Annotated in this window: 18 protein-coding genes; 9 read left to right on the top strand and 9 right to left on the bottom strand. The window is 47.8% G+C overall.

Annotation, left to right across the window (positions count from 1 at the left end; genetic code table 11):
- Nucleotides 1-120: 120 nt before the first annotated feature.
- The 5 genes from AC6R0L_RS08305 to AC6R0L_RS08285 form a co-directional block, all read right to left on the bottom strand.
- Entirely contained in the window at nucleotides 121-1,680 is a 1,560-nt protein-coding gene (locus AC6R0L_RS08305) for an AbgT family transporter (RefSeq protein ID WP_500628839.1), read from the bottom strand.
- Nucleotides 1,681-1,946: 266 nt separating this feature from the next.
- Entirely contained in the window at nucleotides 1,947-2,372 is a 426-nt protein-coding gene (locus AC6R0L_RS08300) for a type IV pilus modification PilV family protein (protein ID WP_500628838.1), read from the bottom strand.
- Nucleotides 2,362-3,600: a hypothetical protein gene (locus AC6R0L_RS08295; RefSeq protein ID WP_500628837.1), complete on the bottom strand. Its 1,239-nt coding sequence runs from the start codon at nucleotides 3,598-3,600 to the stop codon at nucleotides 2,362-2,364. The genes AC6R0L_RS08300 and AC6R0L_RS08295 overlap by 11 nt, the downstream gene beginning before the upstream one ends.
- The gene (locus AC6R0L_RS08290; protein ID WP_500628836.1) at nucleotides 3,597-4,253 is read right to left on the bottom strand and encodes a PilW family protein; all 657 of its coding nucleotides are present in this window, start codon (nucleotides 4,251-4,253) and stop codon (nucleotides 3,597-3,599) included. Before AC6R0L_RS08290 ends, AC6R0L_RS08295 begins: the two co-directional genes overlap by 4 nt.
- Nucleotides 4,234-4,737 carry a GspH/FimT family pseudopilin gene (locus AC6R0L_RS08285; protein ID WP_500626603.1) on the bottom strand — a complete coding sequence of 168 codons (504 nt, stop codon included), beginning with the start codon at nucleotides 4,735-4,737 and terminating at the stop codon, nucleotides 4,234-4,236. The genes AC6R0L_RS08290 and AC6R0L_RS08285 overlap by 20 nt, the downstream gene beginning before the upstream one ends.
- Nucleotides 4,738-4,839: 102 nt before the next feature.
- Between AC6R0L_RS08285 and AC6R0L_RS08280 the strand changes: the two genes are divergently transcribed.
- From AC6R0L_RS08280 to AC6R0L_RS08270, 3 genes are all read left to right on the top strand, one after another.
- The gene (locus AC6R0L_RS08280) at nucleotides 4,840-5,271 is read left to right on the top strand and encodes a type IV pilin protein (protein WP_500628835.1); all 432 of its coding nucleotides are present in this window, start codon (nucleotides 4,840-4,842) and stop codon (nucleotides 5,269-5,271) included.
- 131 nt (nucleotides 5,272-5,402) lie between these two features.
- On the top strand, nucleotides 5,403-6,257 hold the full coding sequence (locus AC6R0L_RS08275; protein WP_500628834.1) for a tetratricopeptide repeat protein: 855 nt from the start codon (nucleotides 5,403-5,405) through the stop codon (nucleotides 6,255-6,257).
- A gap of 185 nt (nucleotides 6,258-6,442) precedes the next feature.
- The gene (locus AC6R0L_RS08270) at nucleotides 6,443-7,078 is read left to right on the top strand and encodes a YccT family protein (protein WP_487903204.1); all 636 of its coding nucleotides are present in this window, start codon (nucleotides 6,443-6,445) and stop codon (nucleotides 7,076-7,078) included.
- Between the two features lie 129 nt (nucleotides 7,079-7,207).
- Here AC6R0L_RS08270 and AC6R0L_RS08265 read toward each other — a convergent pair whose 3' ends face one another.
- The 3 genes from AC6R0L_RS08265 to zipA all read right to left on the bottom strand — a co-directional run bounded on the left by AC6R0L_RS08265 (nucleotide 7,208) and on the right by zipA (nucleotide 11,973).
- On the bottom strand, nucleotides 7,208-8,341 hold the full coding sequence (locus AC6R0L_RS08265; protein WP_500628833.1) for a porin: 1,134 nt from the start codon (nucleotides 8,339-8,341) through the stop codon (nucleotides 7,208-7,210).
- A gap of 508 nt (nucleotides 8,342-8,849) precedes the next feature.
- Entirely contained in the window at nucleotides 8,850-10,862 is a 2,013-nt protein-coding gene (ligA, locus tag AC6R0L_RS08260; RefSeq protein ID WP_500628832.1) for an NAD-dependent DNA ligase LigA, read from the bottom strand.
- Nucleotides 10,863-11,010: 148 nt separating this feature from the next.
- Entirely contained in the window at nucleotides 11,011-11,973 is a 963-nt protein-coding gene (gene zipA / locus AC6R0L_RS08255) for a cell division protein ZipA (RefSeq protein ID WP_500628831.1), read from the bottom strand.
- Between the two features lie 186 nt (nucleotides 11,974-12,159).
- On the opposite strand from zipA, the gene cysZ reads away from it, so the two are divergent.
- The 5 genes from cysZ to crr all read left to right on the top strand — a co-directional run bounded on the left by cysZ (nucleotide 12,160) and on the right by crr (nucleotide 17,173).
- Complete coding sequence (gene cysZ / locus AC6R0L_RS08250) at nucleotides 12,160-12,903, top strand: sulfate transporter CysZ (RefSeq protein WP_334555159.1); 744 nt, start codon at nucleotides 12,160-12,162, stop codon at nucleotides 12,901-12,903.
- A gap of 142 nt (nucleotides 12,904-13,045) precedes the next feature.
- Nucleotides 13,046-14,014 carry a cysteine synthase A gene (gene cysK, locus AC6R0L_RS08245; protein ID WP_500628830.1) on the top strand — a complete coding sequence of 323 codons (969 nt, stop codon included), beginning with the start codon at nucleotides 13,046-13,048 and terminating at the stop codon, nucleotides 14,012-14,014.
- A gap of 297 nt (nucleotides 14,015-14,311) precedes the next feature.
- Complete coding sequence (locus AC6R0L_RS08240) at nucleotides 14,312-14,569, top strand: HPr family phosphocarrier protein (RefSeq protein ID WP_334555157.1); 258 nt, start codon at nucleotides 14,312-14,314, stop codon at nucleotides 14,567-14,569.
- Nucleotides 14,570-14,764: 195 nt separating this feature from the next.
- Nucleotides 14,765-16,489: a phosphoenolpyruvate-protein phosphotransferase PtsI gene (gene ptsI, locus AC6R0L_RS08235; protein WP_334555156.1), complete on the top strand. Its 1,725-nt coding sequence runs from the start codon at nucleotides 14,765-14,767 to the stop codon at nucleotides 16,487-16,489.
- Between the two features lie 174 nt (nucleotides 16,490-16,663).
- Nucleotides 16,664-17,173, top strand: coding sequence for a PTS glucose transporter subunit IIA (gene crr, locus AC6R0L_RS08230; RefSeq protein WP_334555155.1), 510 nt, complete (start codon nucleotides 16,664-16,666; stop codon nucleotides 17,171-17,173).
- A 56-nt stretch (nucleotides 17,174-17,229) separates the two neighbouring features.
- Here the strand turns inward: crr and AC6R0L_RS08225 are convergent, their stop codons facing one another.
- Complete coding sequence (locus AC6R0L_RS08225; RefSeq protein WP_500628829.1) at nucleotides 17,230-18,393, bottom strand: 2-octaprenyl-3-methyl-6-methoxy-1,4-benzoquinol hydroxylase; 1,164 nt, start codon at nucleotides 18,391-18,393, stop codon at nucleotides 17,230-17,232.
- Between the two features lie 276 nt (nucleotides 18,394-18,669).
- On the opposite strand from AC6R0L_RS08225, the gene miaB reads away from it, so the two are divergent.
- Complete coding sequence (gene miaB, locus AC6R0L_RS08220; RefSeq protein WP_487903199.1) at nucleotides 18,670-20,094, top strand: tRNA (N6-isopentenyl adenosine(37)-C2)-methylthiotransferase MiaB; 1,425 nt, start codon at nucleotides 18,670-18,672, stop codon at nucleotides 20,092-20,094.
- Nucleotides 20,095-20,179: the final 85 nt, after the last annotated feature.

Genomic DNA, 20,179 nt, shown 5'->3' with positions numbered 1-20,179 from the left:
TGTGGGTTGTGGGTTGTGGGTTGTGGGTTGTGGGTTGTGGGAAAGAATACGCCAGCGGGATCGCTGGCGTAAATCTTTAATTTAGGAGACTTGGCTCATAGTGAAACCAAGTCGCCGCGCTTACATCACGTAAGTGTAAGGCGCTTGAATACCAAGTGGGATACCGATAGCCCAGTACGCTAGCAAGAAGATAGACCAGCCAATCAGCATCGCAATTGAGAATGGCATCATCAACGATGCTAGAGTACCGATACCCGTCGACTTCACGTAGCGTTGACAGTACACCACCACCAATGGGAAGAAGACCATCAACGGTGAAATGATGTTAGACACTGAGTCACCAACACGGTACGCCGCTTGAGACAGCTCAGGAGAGATGCCTACAGCCATCAACATTGGCACAAGAATTGGACCAATCAATGCCCATTTCGCCGACGCAGAGCCAATCAACAAGTTCACAGCGGCTGTCAGTAGAATCATACCAATAATGGTCGCTTCACCCGGCAGGTTCATCGCTTTCAGGCCTTCTGCACCGTACAACGCCAACATAGTACCGATGTTCGATTGTGCGAAAGCAGAAAGGAATTGAGCACAGAAGAACGACATCACAATGTACGCGCCCATGGTCGCCATGGTGTCGGACATCGCTTTAATAACGTCGTTACTGGTCTTAAACGTACCGGCAACCTTACCGTAAACGTAACCAGGGATGATAAACAGAATAAAGATCAGTGGCACGATAGACTTCATCAGCGGCGCTGAGAACGCAGTAATTTCACCCTCTGGTGAGCGCAGTGCAGAAGACTCCGGAATAATCGCTGCAATCAGCAGTGCAATACCCGCCATCATCGACCAACCGGCATAACGAAACGCTTTCGATTCCAGCTCTGTAAATGAACCGAGATCCGGGGCTTTCTCCGCATCATCATCAATCGGTGTTTTTGCTAGGCGAGGCTCGATGATTTTCTCTGTCACGTACCAACCAATCGCAACAATGATCACTGATGAAAGCCCAGTGAAGAAGATGTTGGCCAGTGGGTTGACGACGTATTGAGGATCAAGCACCTGTGCGGCAGTTTGAGTGAACCCCGCTAACAGAGGGTCAATACCAGAAGGGATAAAGTTAGCAGAGAAACCACCTGACACACCCGCAAAAGCAGCAGCGATACCCGCAAGTGGGTGACGGCCAGCGGCATGGAAAATAATACCACCGAGAGGAATAACCAAAACATAACCCGCATCTGCCGCCGTATGCGACACGATGGCAACCAGAATCAGCATTGGCGTCAGAAGTTTTGCTGGCGTGAAGTTCAGCATCTTCTTAAGACCTGTGGTGATAAAACCAGAAGAGTCAGCCACACCCACACCCAACATCGCCACAAGCACGATACCTAAGGGTGCGAATCCGGTGAAAGTCGTCACCATATTCGCGAGGAAACTGGCTAATGCCTCCCCCGTCAACAGGTTGTTGATCGCCAATGCCTCACCTGTACGAGGATTGATCAGATCAAATGACACATTAGACAACAGCGCTGATGCTGCCCAAGTGATCACCAATGCCCAAAAGAATAAGATCGCCGGATCAGGAATTTTGTTGCCTGCGCGCTCGATAAAGTTTAAAAAGCGATCCATCCCACTCGGCTTAGCAGATGGCGCTGAATTGATTGCTTGGTTACTCATGGTAACTCCATAGTTTGATGTTGTTGCCCTAGACCTTGTTATGTTTTTTGACGGTCTATTATCAGCCAAGCATTCTATAAAACCCGCTTACAAAAAGCACAAGATTCTAAGGTTTTTTCCATAATTGGAGACATGTTTTGCAAAAACGTCAAAGACGTGCAACACAAACACCACAAAAACCCCACCAAATACCTCACAACTCGTTCACTAATTGGAAATTTATTCAGCGCAACCATCAATTGACAACACCTAATCACGAGAGTTATTCAGTCATCAGCAAACTCACTGTAGCTTGACATCATAGTGGTCACGGATAGGGTTTGAGCGGTATCCAACCTATCTCGCCATTCGGTTGTCACTGTGATGGTTTTCAATGCGTTGGATAAGGTTGCAGCAGGCTCACTGGTTTGCCAACGCACGGTAAATGGAGCGTATGTGGTCGCGTCACTGCCACTGGTTATGCTCGTAAAATCGGCGGGAGGTATGCTAGACAACGCCGCTGATGCGCCGCGACTGCGAAACCACTCCAACTGACTTTCTGCGATATTCAGTGCTTGAATACTCTTGACGGCAAAATCGGAGCGCTGCTCAACGTATGCTTGCAGCTTGATCAGTGACAACGAGGCGACACCAATCAAAATAAACGCAATCATTACTTCCACCAAACTAAAACCACGCTGGCTATTTTGCATACCAACCTCCATTGTTCCACATTAGGGTTTTCGGCCGTTGGTAGAGACTATTGGCTGACGAGTAGTCGAGGTCGTACGAGCCATTGAGCACCACTTCACCATTGGGTGAATCGAAATGCATCCCCCCTTTGGGGTGAAACGCGCCATTGTCCAAGTAGACAGTGTGGGTTGAGAGCAGACTTTCTATCGCGCTAAAAAAGCTGACTTCAGACCAATAGTTCGCCAAATTCTCATCGCTAAAAGCGGGACTGGTACGATCCACCATATGAAAAAATGAGCCTGAGTAACTGGTTGAACCTGTCGAGGCAAATATGCCATTGGCGACGACCAGTGAACGCGGCCCTGTGACAGTGAGCGGCGCACTGAGGACGCAGTGGCCTTCTACCCACACTTTGTCATAACTGGCAAAAGCATCCGCCAGTTGTTGATGGCAAGTCTGACCATCCGAGACTTCGGGATTCGTAATTACGTAGTAATCCGCTTTAATATTTGAGATGTTTGACGTCGTTTTGGTGACACCAAAATAGTTATAAAACGGGTCAAGATCGTCGTCTTTGAGATAATCCTGCGCAAAGAGGTCTGGGTCATCGGTGGTATTGCTCCCTTCAGTGGTCGAGGTTTTGTGGCTACTGGCACAGTCACCGGAGAACCCAGGATAAGGGCCATTTGGCATAGGGTCTTCGGTGCTCAATGAAGCACCTGTGGGTGACTCAAACGTCACACGGTGTTTATAGCGAATCGCAACGCACTCATATTCGCCTTCTCCATTCGGCTTTTTAGGCGCATCAGCTGCGATCGCCGCACTGCCACGGATACGCAGATCTGCGGTGGTTTGAATCGCGCCAAGCCCCGTCATGCTACCCCAATAAAACGACTTTTTAAGTTCGTGAGTTGGGCCTTGTGACTCAATCACATAATCGGACGCGGTTAAAGCGCGCAGGTACAAGTCATCGAGCGCTAACGTCTCTTTACAAATTGAATCGAGCAACCCATGCCCCGGCGCCGTCAAATCGGGCACGAGGTTGGGGCTTCCTTTTAAATAGGCATAGACGCACTCGATGCCACCTTCTGCTCGCCAATGAGCTTGTCTAGCTTTGACTTCATTGTGTGAGCGCTTGATCTGGTAAAAGACATGTCGATAAGAAGCCAACACCATCACCAGTGCGATCACCAACAAAATCGATGTGACGAATAGAGTCACCACCCCACGCTGTTTGTACCTAATCATTGCCAATTCCTCTGCAAAGTCACCGAAGAAGTGTCGAACGTCACGCTCGTGTCACCCACCAACTGCGCGCGCAATATGACATTGACCTGTTGGCTGCGTGTCGAGCCTCCTCGAATCGTCTCTGTGTTGACGGTTAACGCGGTGAGGGAAATCTGTTTTGGATCAAAAACGTTGTAACAGTTTCCATGCAGTCCAGAGTCAGTTGCGTCACTGACAGAAAGTGGCGCTGGCGTGTGTTTCTCACAGATTTTGAGCGAGTGGCCGAGCGTCCCGGATGAGCTTGGCTCACGTTTGTAGACCACATTACGAAACGCACTCGCGCCAGACGAGGCAACGCGGTACACATACCCCACCAACTCCGGTGAAGACTGGGTATGAATGACACCCGATGCGCCTGACAACTGGTGATAGGTATCCGTAAGGCCGTCATAGCCTGCGCGCTGCATGTCCTCTTTCATTTGTGCCATCGCAGTCGATAGATTTTGCGCCAGCAGCAACGCTTTGCCTCGCTCGGTTGCCACCGCTTGGCCCCGAATAAACACGCTGCCCACCAGCATGATGGCAATCAATCCAAGGGCCGATGCGATCAGCAACTCGACCAATGACGCACCGCGCTGTAAGTGGCCCCTCGGTTTAGCATTGCGCATAGCCATAATGACTGCCTCCTACTGCGCATATCATCACTCGGCTCGCACCATAAGCACTTTTCAGTTTCAAGTTCTGATTGGTGGTATTGGCAATATAAAACTCCAAATTGCCATCTTTCACTTTGCCACGCACACCATCGAATTTGATTTGATCAGAGGTATAGTTAGAGAGGATCACCACATCTCGAAAGCTTGCGCCATCAAGGTAAAGAATGGGCGTTCCTCCCGAGGTGTCGGAGTCTGTGAGTAGCAGTCTCCACTGACCGGGCAAACTTGGCGTGACAGAGGATTCAATGTGAGCCCACAGATCTTGGTTGCGCCACACCGCTTCCGACTTCGCTTGAACAAGAAAGTGCTCTAGCTCACCCGCGACGCGCTTCATTTGATTGCTTGCACTCATGGTTTGAAAACTCGGCGCGGCCACCGTAAGCACAATTCCGAGCACCACTATCGTGCAGAGCAGCTCAAGCAAGGTAAAGCCGCGAGTCATTTCCCATTTCATTATGTAAACCATCGCATATGCCATTTTTATCTTGCGCACATGCTATCAGCCCATAAAAATAGTTTATAAATCAAAGAGGAAGCATTAGAAATGATTCGAAAAAATCGCTGCAACAACCGAAAAAATCACTTACATGGCATGACATTGCTCGAATTACTCATCGCAGTTGCGATCGTGACGATATTGGCCATGATTGCCTATCCCGCGATGCAGAGCTACGCCTTAAAAGCGCATCGCACTACAGCATTAGCCGATTTGAGCCGCATCCAACTCGCGCTTGAGAAAGGTTACGATGGCAGCTACCTCACCTTGGCATCATCGATTATGTCAGGGTCGAGCTGTACGGTGTGCGAGTCCGACACAGCACGTTACTCACTCAGCATTGTCGCGAGCGCCGCCTCCTATACGATTACGGCAACGCCCAGTGGCGCACAAGCGAGCGATGCGTGTGGCGGTGCGACTTACACCGCGCTGACACTCAATCAGTTGGGTCTGCGCTCACCCGCTAGCTGCTGGAAATAAGCGCAATGTTTGCAACTCAAAGGCATAAAGAGCACAGAATCGCGTTGCGTGCTTGAACTCTTTGGCTTTCGCCCATATGTTGCCTATAGACATCGTGACTACGAACACATCTACTAGCAAGGAATGATCACATGCAATCACCCTATATCGTTGAATTAAATGAGCAGAACTTTCGACAAGTATTGGAAGGCTCAATGCAAACGCCGGTGTTAATTCACTTTTGGGCACCAATGAGCCAAGAGAGTGCGCAAATCATTCCGCAGCTTCAGTCGCTAACCCAGGAATACAACGGCGCCTTTACCTTAGCGCTCCTCAATTGCGAACAAGAGCAAATGATCGCCTCGCAATTTGGCGTGCAAGCGCTCCCGACCATTGCCCTGTTTATGAATGGTCAAGCCGTCGACGGCTTAGGTGGCCCGCAGGGTATTGAAGCGATTCAAGCCATGCTGAGCAAGCATTTGCCAAGCCAAGAAGAGCTGGCGCTCAGTCAAGCGCTGACTCTGATTGAGCAAAAGCAGTACACTCAAGCACTGCCGATTCTTCAAAGTCTTGGTGAAGAGTGGCAACAAAAAGGTGACGTGAAACTCGCCATCGCAGACTGCTTACTCGAGACCCAAGTGTTTGATGAGGCAAAAGCCATGCTGAGCCATATTCCGCTTGAGTACCAGGATAACTACTACAAAGGCTTAATCGCAAAATTAGAGTTGCATGAGCAATCCGCCAACAGCCCAGAGATTCAATCTCTCGAAGCTGACTTAGCGAATGACCCAGACAACGCCAAATTGGCATCCGAATTGGCACTTTGCTACCACCAAGTTAAGCGCGATGAAGAAGCCCTTGCACTACTTTGGACATTTCTTAAGAAAGACCTCAACACCGAAGGCGGTGATCTGAAAAAGATCTTTATGGATATCCTGTCGGCATTAGGTCAAGGAAACGCCATCGCCAGTCAGTACCGCCGCCAATTGTATTCGGTGTTGTATTAAACACCGATAGTGCAGAACGTCCCTCTCCTCCAACGACGTTCTGCACGGCAAAATTCGACTCTTTCAACACTCCATCCAGATCTCATTGTTGTAATTATTTAGTATTTTTTGCATCAAAAAATAACTATTATATTCTTCTCTCTACCTTCATTATTTAGGTCAGAATCACAGTTGATGGAGCGATTATGAAATTAGTTCACACCTTGTTACCCTCTATACTAATGGTTCCAACATTAGCCTTAGCGGAAGTAAGCATTGATATTCCAAGAGGGGTTCAATTACTCACAGTAAATGGCGAGGATGCCGGATACTCAAGTATGGGATTTGATTATAAAGATAATCTAGTTCTTGAAGACGGTGTTAATCAAATCGTCTTTAGACTTGCCCATCTAGTCAGAGAGTCTGGTTCTGAAAAAACCAAATTCAAATCAGAACCTTTGGTGGCAACATTTGATGACGCAAATGCACGCTTCAAGCTTGTTATCCCTAAGATTCAGACGTTTGATCAAGGTATGGACTTCAATGCTAATCCGACCTTTCAACTGATAGATAGCAACAACAATGAACCAAATAAAATAAAGAAAGACAAAATATCAATTGGGTTTAAGCTTATGCCCGATATGGTACAAGAAGTAGAAAAGTACAACATGAGTACCGAAGTAGCGAGCTTAAAAAACTTCTCTCACGTTTCTATTTCTGAGAGTAAACTGGAAAATACCGCCTCAAGTACAAGCTATGAAACATTAAAGAATGCTTACAATAATGCGTCCAAAGAAGATAAAAAGAAATTTTTAACTTGGGCAATTAGCAATTTAGAATAAGTTTACTCGACAATACATTTTACCAATAAAAAACACCGTAACTACGGTGTTTTTATTATGCTCTTGTGAAAAAGAGAATAGCCAGCAAATGCTGGCTATTTTTTATAAGGCAATGAAATTTAGTGCTACTTAGAAGTAGTACTCTAGACCTAGACCCCAACCAAACTCTGCATCAGAATCGTCTTTCGAGATCATGTAAGGACGGAAGTAAGTCAATGCTGAATCATCTAAGAAGTACATCGCTTGAGCTGAAATGATGTAATCTTTACTTCCTTTCACTTCAGAACTATTAAGGTCAGCATTTAGGTTTGCCGCGTAGTTCATTTTGAAGTTCCAGTTTTCAACACCACTATAAACGACGCCAAACGAATAACTGTCTTGCTCAATTTCAGCACCGTTCAGCTCTGGAGCAGCAACATCTTTAACGACAACATTTGAGTATTCAGCTTCTTCCATCTTATAAGCGCCGTATACGCCAAAGTCGTTGATGTAGTATTCAAAACCAATGATTGCTGCAAATGTATCAGAGATAGCACTTGACTTGCCATCTTCCCCCAAATCTAGATCTGGACGGCTGCCAGGGTTTTGATTTAGGTAACGGTTAACAGCAGTATTGAAGTCACTGACACTGCGGTTCTCACCAACTTCTAAGCCACCGTGAACAGTGAATCCACCCGTTGTAAAGTGTGCACCCACACCGTAGAAGTTAGAATCTTTGTCTGACTCAGTACCGCGACCAGCAGCTAGGTTAAATTTAAAGCCACCGAAACTTGCTGAGTCGTAACGAACCATGTTCGATTGACGGTCGTAACGCGCGCCACCAACCACATCGCCGCCCCAGTCAAACACAGCACCCGCACGCTGACCTGAGTATGGCCAGTCGACAATCTCGTACAACGGTGTCAACAAACGACCCGCGCGAAGTTTGCCGCCATCGTCAAATTCAAAACCAACGAAGGTATCGCGAACACCTAGACCGCTATTTGCGCCAGCATCTCCAACGTTACCACCTTCCATTTGCCAAATCAGTTTAGGACCGCGAGCAAGCTCTTTGGTACCACGAAGACCGAAGCGTGATTCATTTTCAAACTGTAGAGGTTGGTCTCCTGATGCGATTTTATCTTCACCGAACTGCCAGATAGACAGTGCAACTTGACCGTACAGGTCAACGCTGTCTGTAGCTGGTTTTGCAAGTACAGATCCTGACATCGCTACAGCAGCAACTGCAGCACCTACGAGTGAACGTTTAAACATTTTGTCCATGGAAAAACTCCTAAAAATGGATATAGCTGTCTTTTGCTTCCTCACCTTAAGTTGGCCGCCGAAGGGAGAAATCATTTCCTATGTTGAAAACCCTCTGCAAACCTTTCGCATCCGATTTTCTATTCCTGCATACACACTGTGTATCCATGAACTCAGGCTAACTTCGCGACTAAAAATATCCAAATAGAACTTAATTTTTTTCTAAAAAAATATGAGCAATAGCAAAGTTCCATTAATAGACAAGATCCACCTCTCATTTTTTGTTTTTTCAGGCGACACCAATCAAAACAAATAAAATCAACAACTTAAATAAAAAACAACATCAATAGGCGTGAGATCGATCGCAAATTATCTTCATTGTAAGATTCGAACATAAGACTATGAACAAGATCACTGACTAATTATTGCGATTATTGAAGTCGGCGGAAGGTAGATAATACGAGACAAACAAAAAGCCCTTAGCGAAATCACTAAGGGCTTCAATAAAGAGGAGCTTGGCGGTGCGAGGTTATTTCATCAAATCAAGTAAGTCTTGTTCTGTTTTGATCTCGATACCTAAATCTTGTGCTTTGGCGAGCTTAGATCCTGCGTTTTCACCAGCAAACAGAATATCGGTATTTTTAGACACACTGCCGGTCACTTTCGCGCCTAACGTTTGCAGTGCCGCTTTTGCATCACTGCGTGTCAACTGAGAAAGTGACCCAGTTAGCACAACTGTTTTACCGGCCAGAGGCGCGGGCGCATCCTCGTCAGGTTCAGCGATATCCGGCCAATGTATCCCTTGCGCTAACAAATCCTCGACCACTTGCTGATTTTTCTCCTCAGAGAAGAACGCCAAGATGTGACTCGCGACAATATGGCCAATATCTGGGACTTCTATCAGCTGTTCCAAGGTGGCTTCGCTGATCGCGGGTAGCGTTTTAAAATGCATCGCTAGGTTCGCAGCCGTCGCTTCCCCCACTTCTCTAATCCCCAGTGAATAGAGGAATCTTGGTAATGTGGTGGATTTCGATTTTTGCAGTGCGTCGACTACGTTTTGCGCTGATTTAGGCCCCATGCGATCCAGCACTGTCAGTACACCAGCAGAGAGCTTGAACAGATCAGCAGGCGTTGTCACCATCTCTTTGTCAACCAACTGCTCAATCACCTTGACGCCAAGTCCATCGACGTCCAAAGCCTTACGTGAGACAAAATGCTTCAAGGCTTCTTTGCGCTGCGCCTGGCATACCAATCCGCCACTACAGCGCGTTACCGCTTCGCCTTCCACGCGCTCAACATGGGAGTGACACACAGGGCAAGCACTCGGAAATTCGATCACTTTTGCATCAAGAGGGCGGCTAGCTTCGACCACAGAGACGATTTGTGGAATCACATCCCCAGCGCGGCGAACCACCACCTGATCACCAATCATGACACCAAGACGCGCGATCTCGTCAGCATTGTGCAGAGTAGCGTTGCTCACCGTCACGCCACCAACAAACACAGGTTCAAGCTTTGCGACAGGTGTTATCGCGCCCGTCCGCCCGACTTGGAACTCAACGTCATTGAGCACAGTGATCTCTTCTTGCGCCGGGAACTTGTAGGCGATCGCCCAGCGCGGCGCACGTGCGACAAAACCGAGTTGCTGCTGAAGCGCCACATCATCGACCTTGATCACCACACCGTCGATTTCATACGGCAAGGTTTGGCGGCGAGTGAGAATGTCCTGATAGTAGGCTTTCACCTCTTCCATGCTCTCTACCAAACGCACCTCAGGGCACATGGGTAGGCCCCACTCCTTGAGTTGAATAAAGCGCTGGTAGTGACTCGAAGACAGGGTCGCACCTTGCACCACACCGACACTATAGGCATAGAAACTAAGAGGGCGAGTCGCGGTGATTTTAGAGTCCAACTGGCGTAAACTGCCTGCCGCCGCGTTACGCGGATTGACAAACACTTTCTCCCCTTTGGCTTTCGCCTGCTCATTGAACTGCTCAAAACCAGCGGTAGGCATGAACACCTCACCACGAACTTCAATACGTGCAGGCCAACCTTCACCACGCAGTTTAAGTGGAATCGCTTTGATGGTTCGGACGTTGTCGGTGATGTTTTCCCCCGTCGCGCCGTCACCCCGCGTCGCCGCTTGGGTTAGCACGCCATTTTCATACAGCAAACTGACCGCTAAGCCATCCAGTTTTGGTTCACAGCAAAACGCAGCCACGCTCTGGCCCGCCAGTCTATCTGTCATGCGTTTATAGAAACTATCTAACTCGCTGTCATCAAACGCATTGTCGAGCGACAACATTGGGATCTCGTGAGTCACAGGCTCAAACTGAGATAAGGCCATGCCCCCTACCCGAGCGCTCGGCGAATCGGGTGTTCGCAAATGAGGGTGCTGTTGCTCTAGCTCTATAAGCTCACGCATCATACGATCGTATTCTGCATCGGGGATTTCAGGGCTATCTTCTACGTAGTACTTAATGCCATGATGATGAAGCGCACTACGAAGGGCCTCAACTTTCTGTTCGATTTCTTGGGACATCAGTCTCTCTGCTCTATATCTTGGCCACTTGCAGGGCCTTTGCCTTTGATCTTAATCCAATATGAATCAGTGACTCTAAAGCGAATAAGGTAAAACGAAAAAGGCTCCGCATCAGGAGCCTTTATGGTAGCACGCTTTGTTTTGCTGACTAGGGTTGCTGTGCGAGCTTAAACACCTTGATTTGAGCGCGATACGCATCAAGTCGGTTCGGCGTCATGAGATTACGCGCATCATCCAGCACGTTGGCGCCTAAATCATCGGCAATTTGCTGCGCGGTTTTCAGCATCAACTTGAAGTTTTGTTCACCATCACCGTAGCAAGGCAATGTCATAAAGAATGAGATCCCTTTAGTGGTGAATGTTGCAGGATCATCATGCTTGAGTGTGCCAGGGTGCATCATGTTGGCAACGCTAAACAGTACTTTGCCGGTACCAGAGAGATCCGCATGACGATGGAAAATGTCCATTTCACCGTAAATCAGCCCATTTTGCTGCATGCTATCAAACAGCTTGGTGCCCACAAATGGCGTCTCTCCAGCGCAATGCACATTGATGACAATCACCTGCATCTCATCTTCGTCATCACTATCATCAATCTCGGTCGGCGCGGATTCTGTGGTGGAGACAGAGCTCACATCACGGGGCTCTTGAGGCTTTGCAGACATAGAGGGAATGTCTAGCTCTTCCGCTGGCGCTTGACGGGGAGTATCTTGCAGCGGAGTGGTTTGAGATTCCTCTACCAAATCGTCTTTCCACTCACTAAAGGTTGGCTCATCTCGAGTGGCATCGCTTGAAAACGTTGAGTCACTGATGGATGCGTCGAGAAGCGGATCATTTAGCAGAGGATCATCCATTGTCTCACCGGAGTCTGAAGCAAATTTATTGCTGGTGTTGCGACTGGTCTTAGTCACGCGAACAATCTCAAAATCATCTTCGGGAGCAAAAGAGCGCTCGGGTACGGATTCGTCTTGCTCTGGCGTCGCCAGTTTTCCAATTGGCTTGTTGCCAAATTTTGTTTTGCCTTCTTTTTTGCTTGTCCATAATCCGTGGAACAGCAGCGCGGCAATGGCCAAAGCGCCCACAATGATCAGTACAAATCGCAATTCCTGCATCTTTCACTCTCAATCATTCAGCTGCTAAATCAGCCAAACTGGTTTCAAATAATCTGATTTGAGTTACTCTACCAAAACTCTCATAGGTTTTAGAACAACTTAATGTTAGAAGTTCCCATAATGATGTGATTTTGAACACGCTTTTCCTTGTTAACACACCATAAAAACCCTGTTAGGCACATTTTCATGAACAACACTCAACAGTCAAAAACCGGATTTGGTTATTTTTTCCACGGTTTGCAACTCACTCTGCAACCCGGCATTCGTCAGTTTGTCCTTTTACCTCTCCTCGCCAACATTATTTTGGTCGGAAGCGCGCTCTTTTATCTCTTCTCTCATCTGGATAGTTGGATTGCGGAGTGGATTGGCCAATTGCCCGATTTCCTCTCTTGGTTGAGTTATCTTCTGTGGCCGTTGCTGGTACTCACGATTTTGGCGACCTTCTCCTACTTCTTTAGCACCTTAGCGAACTTTATCGCAGCACCTTTCAATGGTCTGCTCGCAGAAAAGGTGGAAGAGCACCTAACGGGGCAAAAGATCAATGACGATGGCATGCTCAGCGTTATCAAAGATGTGCCGCGTGTGTTGGCACGAGAATGGCGCAAACTGCTCTACGTTCTGCCCAAAGCCATTGGATTGTTTATTTTGCTGCTCATTCCAGCCTTAGGCCAGACGCTCGGCCCCATTCTGTGGTTTGTGTTTACCGCTTGGATGTTGGCGATTCAGTACTGCGATTATCCGTTCGATAATCACAAGGTGCCGTTTAATGACATGCGACACAATTTGAAACAAAAACAAAGCAAAGCCTATACCTTTGGTGCGCTGGTCTCCGTGTTCACCACCATTCCTATTTTGAACCTGATAGTTATGCCTGTCGCGGTGTGCGGTGCGACATCGATGTGGGTGACCGAGTTCAAAGCAAGAAACTGAGTTTATCAAGTTCATATCATATAACTTTTTAATCCTTTTCTAGTTTTTGACCCTGACCTAATCTCTATCGGGTCAAACTTAAATAGAACATGATTGGTGGCGTGACAAACACGCTGCCAATATTTCGATGAAGGACTACATCATGAGCAAAATCTACGAAGATAATTCACTGACTATTGGTAATACCCCTCTTGTTCGCCTTAACAAAGTGAGCAACGGCAAAGTCTTGGCTAAAATCGAAGCGCGTAACCCAAGCTTCAGTGTTAAGTGTCGTATCGGCGCGAACATGATTTGGGAAGCTGAGAAAGCAGGCAAGCTAAAGCCGGGCGTTGAACTTGTTGAACCAACCAGTGGTAATACCGGTGTTGCTCTTGCCTTCGTCGCGGCGGCGCGTGGTTACAAATTAACCCTAACGATGCCTGAGTCGATGAGCCTAGAGCGTCGTAAACTGCTGAAAGCCCTAGGTGCGAACCTAGAGCTAACTGAAGCAGCCAAAGGCATGAAAGGTGCGATCAACAAAGCTGAAGAGATTGTGGCGAGCAACCCTGACAAGTACCTGCTTCTTCAGCAGTTTAATAACCCAGCTAACCCACAGATTCACGAAAAAACCACTGGTCCAGAAATCTGGGACGCGACAGACGGTGAAATCGATGTCTTCGTTGCAGGCGTCGGTACCGGCGGTACCATCACAGGTACAAGCCGCTACATCAAAGGCGAAAAAGGTAAAAACATTGTTTCCGTAGCGGTAGAGCCAGCGGAATCGCCTGTGATTGCACAAGCGCTCGCGGGTGAAGAAATCAAACCAGCACCACACAAAATCCAAGGTATTGGCGCTGGCTTTATTCCAGGCAACCTCGATTTAGCGTTGATTGACCGCGTGGAAGCCGTTACTTCTGAAGAAGCAATTGAGATGGCTCGTCGTCTTATGGAAGAGGAAGGTATCCTTGCGGGTATCTCGTCAGGCGCGGCTGTGGTTGCTGCAAACCGCCTTGCTCAACTACCTGAATTTGAAGGTAAAACCATCGTGACTGTATTGCCAAGCTCGGGTGAGCGTTACCTAAGCTCAGCGCTATTTGCAGGCATCTTTACCGAGAAAGAGAACCAACAGTAATATGTGGTGAAATCAATTTTTCGTCTAAAAAAGCCCCGTTCAGGGGCTTTTTTGTTGATCCTGGCTCCACCTTTGGTAATATCGGGATGTTTTATTTCTAGCATCAAAATAAAACATTAAAACGATTTTATAGTTGCGGCGAAAAACAGCAAAGACTAACCACGCGGCACCTAGTATACAATTAGTATCAGTTCTGACACGAAAACAACGTCTGTCGCCTAGCGCAACCGTTTAATCCGAGTTAAGCTGTTTCTAATTAATAAACTATCTAAAAATAAATCAATTGGGGTATACAACATGTACGAGAAGCAAGTAGAAATCACAGCAGAAAACGGTCTTCACACTCGTCCAGCTGCACAGTTCGTGAAAGAAGCAAAAGCATTTGACGCGGACATCACTGTGACTTCTAACGGTAAAAGTGCAAGCGCTAAGAGCCTATTTAAGCTACAAACTCTAGGCCTAGTGAAAGGTACTGTAGTCACTATCTCTGCTGAAGGCCCACAGGCTCAGAAAGCAGTTGACCACCTAGTTGCTCTAATGGACCAACTACACTAATCGGTCTGCTATTGATTAAAGCCATTTTGCCAACGCAAAATGGCTTTATACCAATCTGATCCGGTCGATGAACAGGCCACCTCGTTTGCGCCGAACTATCCCATCATATTGGAAATAGCACCAAGATTAAGCTACACATAAACGTTAGCGCACCCATTTCTCCCGTTCAAAAGTTGACCAATTTAAGGTAAGGCTATGATTTCAGGCATCCTAGCATCTCCAGGTATTGCTATCGGTAAAGCACTACTCCTTCAAGAAGATGAAATTGTCCTAAACACTCACACTATTTCTGACGATCAAGTCGACGCTGAAGTAAAACGTTTCTTTGAAGCACGTGACAAATCAGCGGCTCAGCTTGAAACCATCAAGCAGAAAGCACTAGAAACCTTCGGTGAAGAAAAAGAAGCGATCTTTGAAGGTCACATCATGCTTCTTGAAGACGAAGAGCTAGAAGAAGAAATCCTAGCGCTGATCAAAAATGACAAGATGCATGCAGACAATGCCATTCACACTGTGATTGAAGAGCAAGCTGCAGCACTTGAATCTTTAGACGACGAATACCTCAAAGAGCGTGCGACAGATATCCGTGATATCGGTACACGTTTTGTGAAAAACGCGCTAGGCATCAATATTGTCTCTCTTAGCGATATTGACCAAGAAGTCATTCTAGTTGCGTACGATCTGACTCCATCAGAAACGGCACAGATCAACCTTAACTACGTACTGGGTTTTGCTTGTGATATCGGTGGTCGCACTTCTCACACTTCAATCATGGCACGTTCACTTGAGTTGCCAGCGATCGTGGGCACCAACGACATTACCAAAAAAGTGAAGAACGGCGACATGCTGATTCTTGACGCTATGAACAACAAGATTGTCGTCAACCCATCTGACGCTGAGCTAGAAGAAGCTAAAGCTGTTAAAGCCGCATTCCTTGCTGAAAAAGAAGAGCTGGCAAAACTGAAAGATCTTCACGCTGAAACTCTAGATGGTCACCGCGTCGAAGTGTGCGGCAACATCGGTACAGTGAAAGACTGTGATGGCGTACTGCGCAATGGCGGTGAAGGCGTTGGTCTGTACCGTACTGAGTTCTTGTTCATGGACCGCGATGCGCTACCAACAGAAGAAGAGCAGTACCAAGCGTACAAAGAAGTGGCAGAAGCGATGAACGGTGAAGCCGTTATCATCCGTACTATGGATATCGGTGGCGACAAAGACCTGCCGTACATGGATCTCCCACAAGAGATGAACCCATTCTTGGGTTGGCGCGCTGTACGTATCAGCCTAGACCGTCGTGAAATCCTACGCGACCAGCTGCGTGGCATCCTACGTGCATCTGCACACGGTAAGCTACGCATCATGTTCCCAATGATCATCTCTGTAGAAGAGATTCGTGAACTGAAAGCGGCGATTGAAGAATACAAAGCAGAGCTTCGTGCAGAAGGTCTGGCATTTGATGAAGAGATCGAAATCGGTGTCATGGTGGAAACACCAGCAGCGGCAGCGATTGCACCACACCTTGCAAAAGAAGTGGCCTTCTTCTCAATCGGTACCAACGATCTTACCCAGTACACACTCGCGGTAGACCGTGGTAACGAAATGATTTCTCACCTATACAACCCACTGTCACCAGCGGTTCTTACGGTCATCAAACAAGTCATTGATGCATCGCACGCGGAAGGCAAATGGACAGGTATGTGTGGTGAGCTAGCGGGCGATGAGCGCGCAACGCTACTATTATTAGGTATGGGGCTGGATGAGTTCTCAATGAGCGGCATCTCTATTCCTAAAGTGAAGAAAGTGATTCGTAACTCGAACTACGCGGAAGTGAAAGCAATGGCGGAAGAGGCACTGTCTCTACCAACAGCGGCTGAAATTGAAGCGGTAGTTGAAAAGTTCATCGCTGAAAAATCACTATAACCGGCTAATACCAATCTCCGATCTGGGGGGAGCCTTGTTGCCTAATCAGGCGTTTGTAATGAACGAATCTGTTTAGGTAAGAAGGAGATAGACGACTAAAAATAGTCGTCTATCTCGTGAGATTGGTATACTATAATTCGACAGAATTAAATTAAACGTTAGGAGCATGACACAATGGGTCTGTTTGACAAACTTAAGAAGCTAGTATCAGATGACAGCGCTGACGCTGGTGCAATCGAGATCATCGCGCCACTTTCTGGTGAAATCGTAAATATCGAAGACGTGCCTGATGTGGTTTTCGCTGAGAAAATCGTTGGCGACGGTATTGCAATCAAACCAGCAGGCGACAAAATGGTTGCTCCTGTAAACGGTACTATCGGTAAGATCTTCGAAACAAACCACGCGTTTTCTATCGAATCTGACGACGGTGTTGAGCTTTTTGTTCACTTCGGTATCGATACCGTTGAACTGAAAGGCGAAGGCTTCAAGCGTATCGCTGAAGAAGGTCAAACAGTGAAAGCTGGCGACACTATCATTGAGTTCGATCTAGCACTTCTAGAAGAAAAAGCAAAATCAACGCTAACACCTGTTGTTATTTCTAACATGGATGAAATCAAAGAGTTGAACAAACTGTCTGGTTCTGTCACTGTTGGTGAAACACCTGTACTACGTGTGACTAAGTAATTAGCGTCACGAGAATGACAAAACGCAGCTTTACGCTGCGTTTTTTGTTTTCTGGCCTAGAGTGAAGCGCCCATACCCAACGCATAACGCAATACTTGATGCTTGATGGGGCCAGAGTGTTCTGCCACTTTCAGCGCCGCATTTCTTATCCACTTAAGCGGTACCTTGTCATTGCTAAACCCTTTATAAAACAGATCCATCCCTGTTTGCATCAGCAAATTATCAGGCCGACGACGACGCTCATATTGCGTTAAGTGCGACAAAAGAATCTCTTCATGATCGCGCGTCACGTTCAGCAAAGCCTCCACATCTTTAAAGCCGAGATTCACCCCCTGCCCTGCCAGTGGATTGATGGTGTGCGCGGCATCCCCAACCAAGACGCAGTGGGGCGTATAGTAGCGCTGTGCATGGCGGCGAGTTAACGGGAATGAGCCAGACTGGATCACCTCAATACCGCCAAGCTCAGCGGGAAAATGAGTCTTTATTTCGCTGGCAAGTTGAAGCGGCGTCATCGCCTTTAACTGACGAATACGCTTTGGTGTGTCGTACCAGACCAGAGAGGCTTGATGACCACATAGAGGTAAAAATGAGCGCGGTCCCGACGGCGTAAATTGCTGCCAAGTGATGTCTTGTTGAGGGAGATCGGTTTTGACATTAATCAGCATGCAATGCTGCCTATAGTCCCAAGCGGTGATGCCAATACCTGCACTCTGTCTGACGCGAGAATGAGCACCATCGGCCCCGACAATCAGCCCGGCTTCGATAACCTCTCCGTCTGATAGCGTCACTTGATTCACTGGGCCATATTCGATGTGCTCGACCGTCACGGGGCAGCGCAACGCCAGATTCGGCCATGCAGAGAACTGCGACCAGAGCCCCAATTGAATGATGCGGTTCTCAACGATGTAGCCCAATTGTTCACAAGCGACATCGTCACTGTGAAAGCGGGTTCGACATTCGGGATGTTCCCACGTTTCTAGACGTTTATAAGGACAGGCGCGCATCGACTGAATGGCTTGCCATGCCCCTAGCGATTCAAGTAGGGCAACCGAATGATTCGATATCGCGGAGACGCGGACATCCATCGCTTGTTGCGGTGCGTACGGCGTCGGCGCCTTCCCTTCAATCACCACGACACGTCGACCTTGCTCCGCAAACCCGAGCGCGACAGCTGCGCCTACCATTCCTCCGCCAATCACGGCCACATCATACTTGTTCATATTTTGTACTTCATCGTATTGATTCAAAGGCTGTTTTCGATTGTACGGTTTGAGGGCCAATTTGTAACTAAAAACCTTGATGGGGATACGGGCAAACCCTTGTAACCACAAGGCTAGAATTGCTTCTGGTCACTCGCCATTGAAAGCAGTACAATACGCCGCTTAACGCCGCACAGGCGGTGAAAAATCGGCCAATTGAGTCACTCAATACCTTGGCCAACTGGAACCAATGGGCGATTTGCTCCCTTAATTTAAACTAACGATCGAGCGAACAACATGAGTAAGAAACTGCTAATAAAAACCTGGGGCTGTCAGATGAACGAGTACGATTCATCAAAAATGGCCGATCTCCTGAATGCCGCAAACGGCTATGAACTCACAGAAGAACCAGACGAAGCAGACGTGTTGCTACTGAACACCTGTTCTATCCGTGAGAAGGCACAAGAAAAGGTCTTCCACCAGCTCGGCCGTTGGAAAACGTTGAAAGATAAAAAGCCAGATGTGGTGATTGGCGTTGGTGGCTGTGTTGCCACTCAAGAAGGCGACCACATCCGTGAGCGTGCTCCTTACGTTGACGTCATCTTTGGCCCGCAAACTCTGCATCGCTTGCCAGAGATGATCAAACAGTCGCAATCCGATGATGCGCCAGTGATGGACATCTCCTTCCCAGAAATAGAGAAATTTGACCGTCTGCCTGAGCCTCGCGCTGAAGGGGCAACGGCGTTCGTCTCTATCATGGAAGGTTGCTCGAAATACTGTACCTACTGCGTTGTGCCATACACCCGTGGTGAAGAAGTCAGCCGCCCTATGGATGACGTGTTGTTTGAAATCGCACAGTTAGCGGAGCAAGGCGTACGTGAAGTCAACTTGCTTGGCCAAAACGTGAACGCCTATCGTGGCCCTACTCATGATGGTGAAATTTGCAGCTTCGCTGAATTGCTCCGTCTGGTCGCATCGATCGATGGCATTGATCGCATCCGCTTTACAACCAGCCACCCGCTCGAGTTCACCGATGACATTATCGCAGTTTACGAAGACACGCCAGAGCTTGTCAGCTTCTTGCACCTTCCAGTGCAAAGCGGCAGCGATCGCATCTTAACGATGATGAAGCGCCCGCACACTGCTATCGAGTACAAATCGATTATTCGCAAGCTGCGTAAAGCGCGTCCTGACATTCAAATCAGCTCAGATTTCATTGTCGGCTTCCCAGGAGAAACAGACAAAGACTTCCAAGACACCATGAAGCTGATTAAAGATGTCGACTTCGACATGAGCTTTAGCTTTATCTTCTCACCACGTCCTGGCACGCCAGCGGCGGACTACCCTTGTGATGTATCAGAGCAAGAGAAGAAAGAGCGCCTCTACGAATTGCAGCAAGTGATCAACAGTCAAGCGATGCGCTATTCACGTTTGATGCTTGGCACTGAGCAACGTGTGCTGGTTGAAGGGCCATCGAAAAAGAATCTAATGGAGCTTCGCGCTCGTACAGAGAACAACCGAGTGGTGAACTTCGAAGGCAATGCCGAACTGATCGGTCAGTTTGTTGACGTTAAGATCACTGACGTGTTTGCCAACTCGCTACGTGGTGAAATCATCCGCACAGAGAAAGACATGGATCTGCGCAGCGTCATTTCACCGACACAGATGATGGCAAAAACCAAACGCGAAGATGAGCTAGGTGTAGCAACCTTTACGCCTTAGTCTTGAAAATGCCTAACTAAGTAGCCATCTTAGTAATAGGAACTGTCGCCATTGTAAGCCCGGTCTCAATCGGGCTTTCTTAAAT

This window comes from Vibrio sp. R15-SG3-ISO1A (genome assembly GCF_059833955.1).
This window is presented reverse-complemented; position numbering and strand designations above follow the sequence as displayed.

Excerpts from the sequence above, each read along its gene's own strand:
- AC6R0L_RS08305 (WP_500628839.1), bottom strand. The coding sequence starts at position 1,680 with ATGAGTAACCAAGCAATCAATTCAGCGCCATCTGCTAAGCCGAGTGGG.
- AC6R0L_RS08300 (WP_500628838.1), bottom strand. The coding sequence starts at position 2,372 with ATGCAAAATAGCCAGCGTGGTTTTAGTTTGGTGGAAGTAATGATTGCG.
- AC6R0L_RS08295 (WP_500628837.1), bottom strand. The coding sequence starts at position 3,600 with ATGATTAGGTACAAACAGCGTGGGGTGGTGACTCTATTCGTCACATCG.
- AC6R0L_RS08290 (WP_500628836.1), bottom strand. The coding sequence starts at position 4,253 with ATGGCTATGCGCAATGCTAAACCGAGGGGCCACTTACAGCGCGGTGCG.
- AC6R0L_RS08285 (WP_500626603.1), bottom strand. The coding sequence starts at position 4,737 with ATGACTCGCGGCTTTACCTTGCTTGAGCTGCTCTGCACGATAGTGGTG.
- AC6R0L_RS08280 (WP_500628835.1), top strand. The coding sequence starts at position 4,840 with ATGATTCGAAAAAATCGCTGCAACAACCGAAAAAATCACTTACATGGC.
- AC6R0L_RS08275 (WP_500628834.1), top strand. The coding sequence starts at position 5,403 with ATGCAATCACCCTATATCGTTGAATTAAATGAGCAGAACTTTCGACAA.
- AC6R0L_RS08270 (WP_487903204.1), top strand. The coding sequence starts at position 6,443 with ATGAAATTAGTTCACACCTTGTTACCCTCTATACTAATGGTTCCAACA.
- AC6R0L_RS08265 (WP_500628833.1), bottom strand. The coding sequence starts at position 8,341 with ATGGACAAAATGTTTAAACGTTCACTCGTAGGTGCTGCAGTTGCTGCT.
- ligA (WP_500628832.1), bottom strand. The coding sequence starts at position 10,862 with ATGTCCCAAGAAATCGAACAGAAAGTTGAGGCCCTTCGTAGTGCGCTT.
- zipA (WP_500628831.1), bottom strand. The coding sequence starts at position 11,973 with ATGCAGGAATTGCGATTTGTACTGATCATTGTGGGCGCTTTGGCCATT.
- cysZ (WP_334555159.1), top strand. The coding sequence starts at position 12,160 with ATGAACAACACTCAACAGTCAAAAACCGGATTTGGTTATTTTTTCCAC.
- cysK (WP_500628830.1), top strand. The coding sequence starts at position 13,046 with ATGAGCAAAATCTACGAAGATAATTCACTGACTATTGGTAATACCCCT.
- AC6R0L_RS08240 (WP_334555157.1), top strand. The coding sequence starts at position 14,312 with ATGTACGAGAAGCAAGTAGAAATCACAGCAGAAAACGGTCTTCACACT.
- ptsI (WP_334555156.1), top strand. The coding sequence starts at position 14,765 with ATGATTTCAGGCATCCTAGCATCTCCAGGTATTGCTATCGGTAAAGCA.
- crr (WP_334555155.1), top strand. The coding sequence starts at position 16,664 with ATGGGTCTGTTTGACAAACTTAAGAAGCTAGTATCAGATGACAGCGCT.
- AC6R0L_RS08225 (WP_500628829.1), bottom strand. The coding sequence starts at position 18,393 with ATGAACAAGTATGATGTGGCCGTGATTGGCGGAGGAATGGTAGGCGCA.
- miaB (WP_487903199.1), top strand. The coding sequence starts at position 18,670 with ATGAGTAAGAAACTGCTAATAAAAACCTGGGGCTGTCAGATGAACGAG.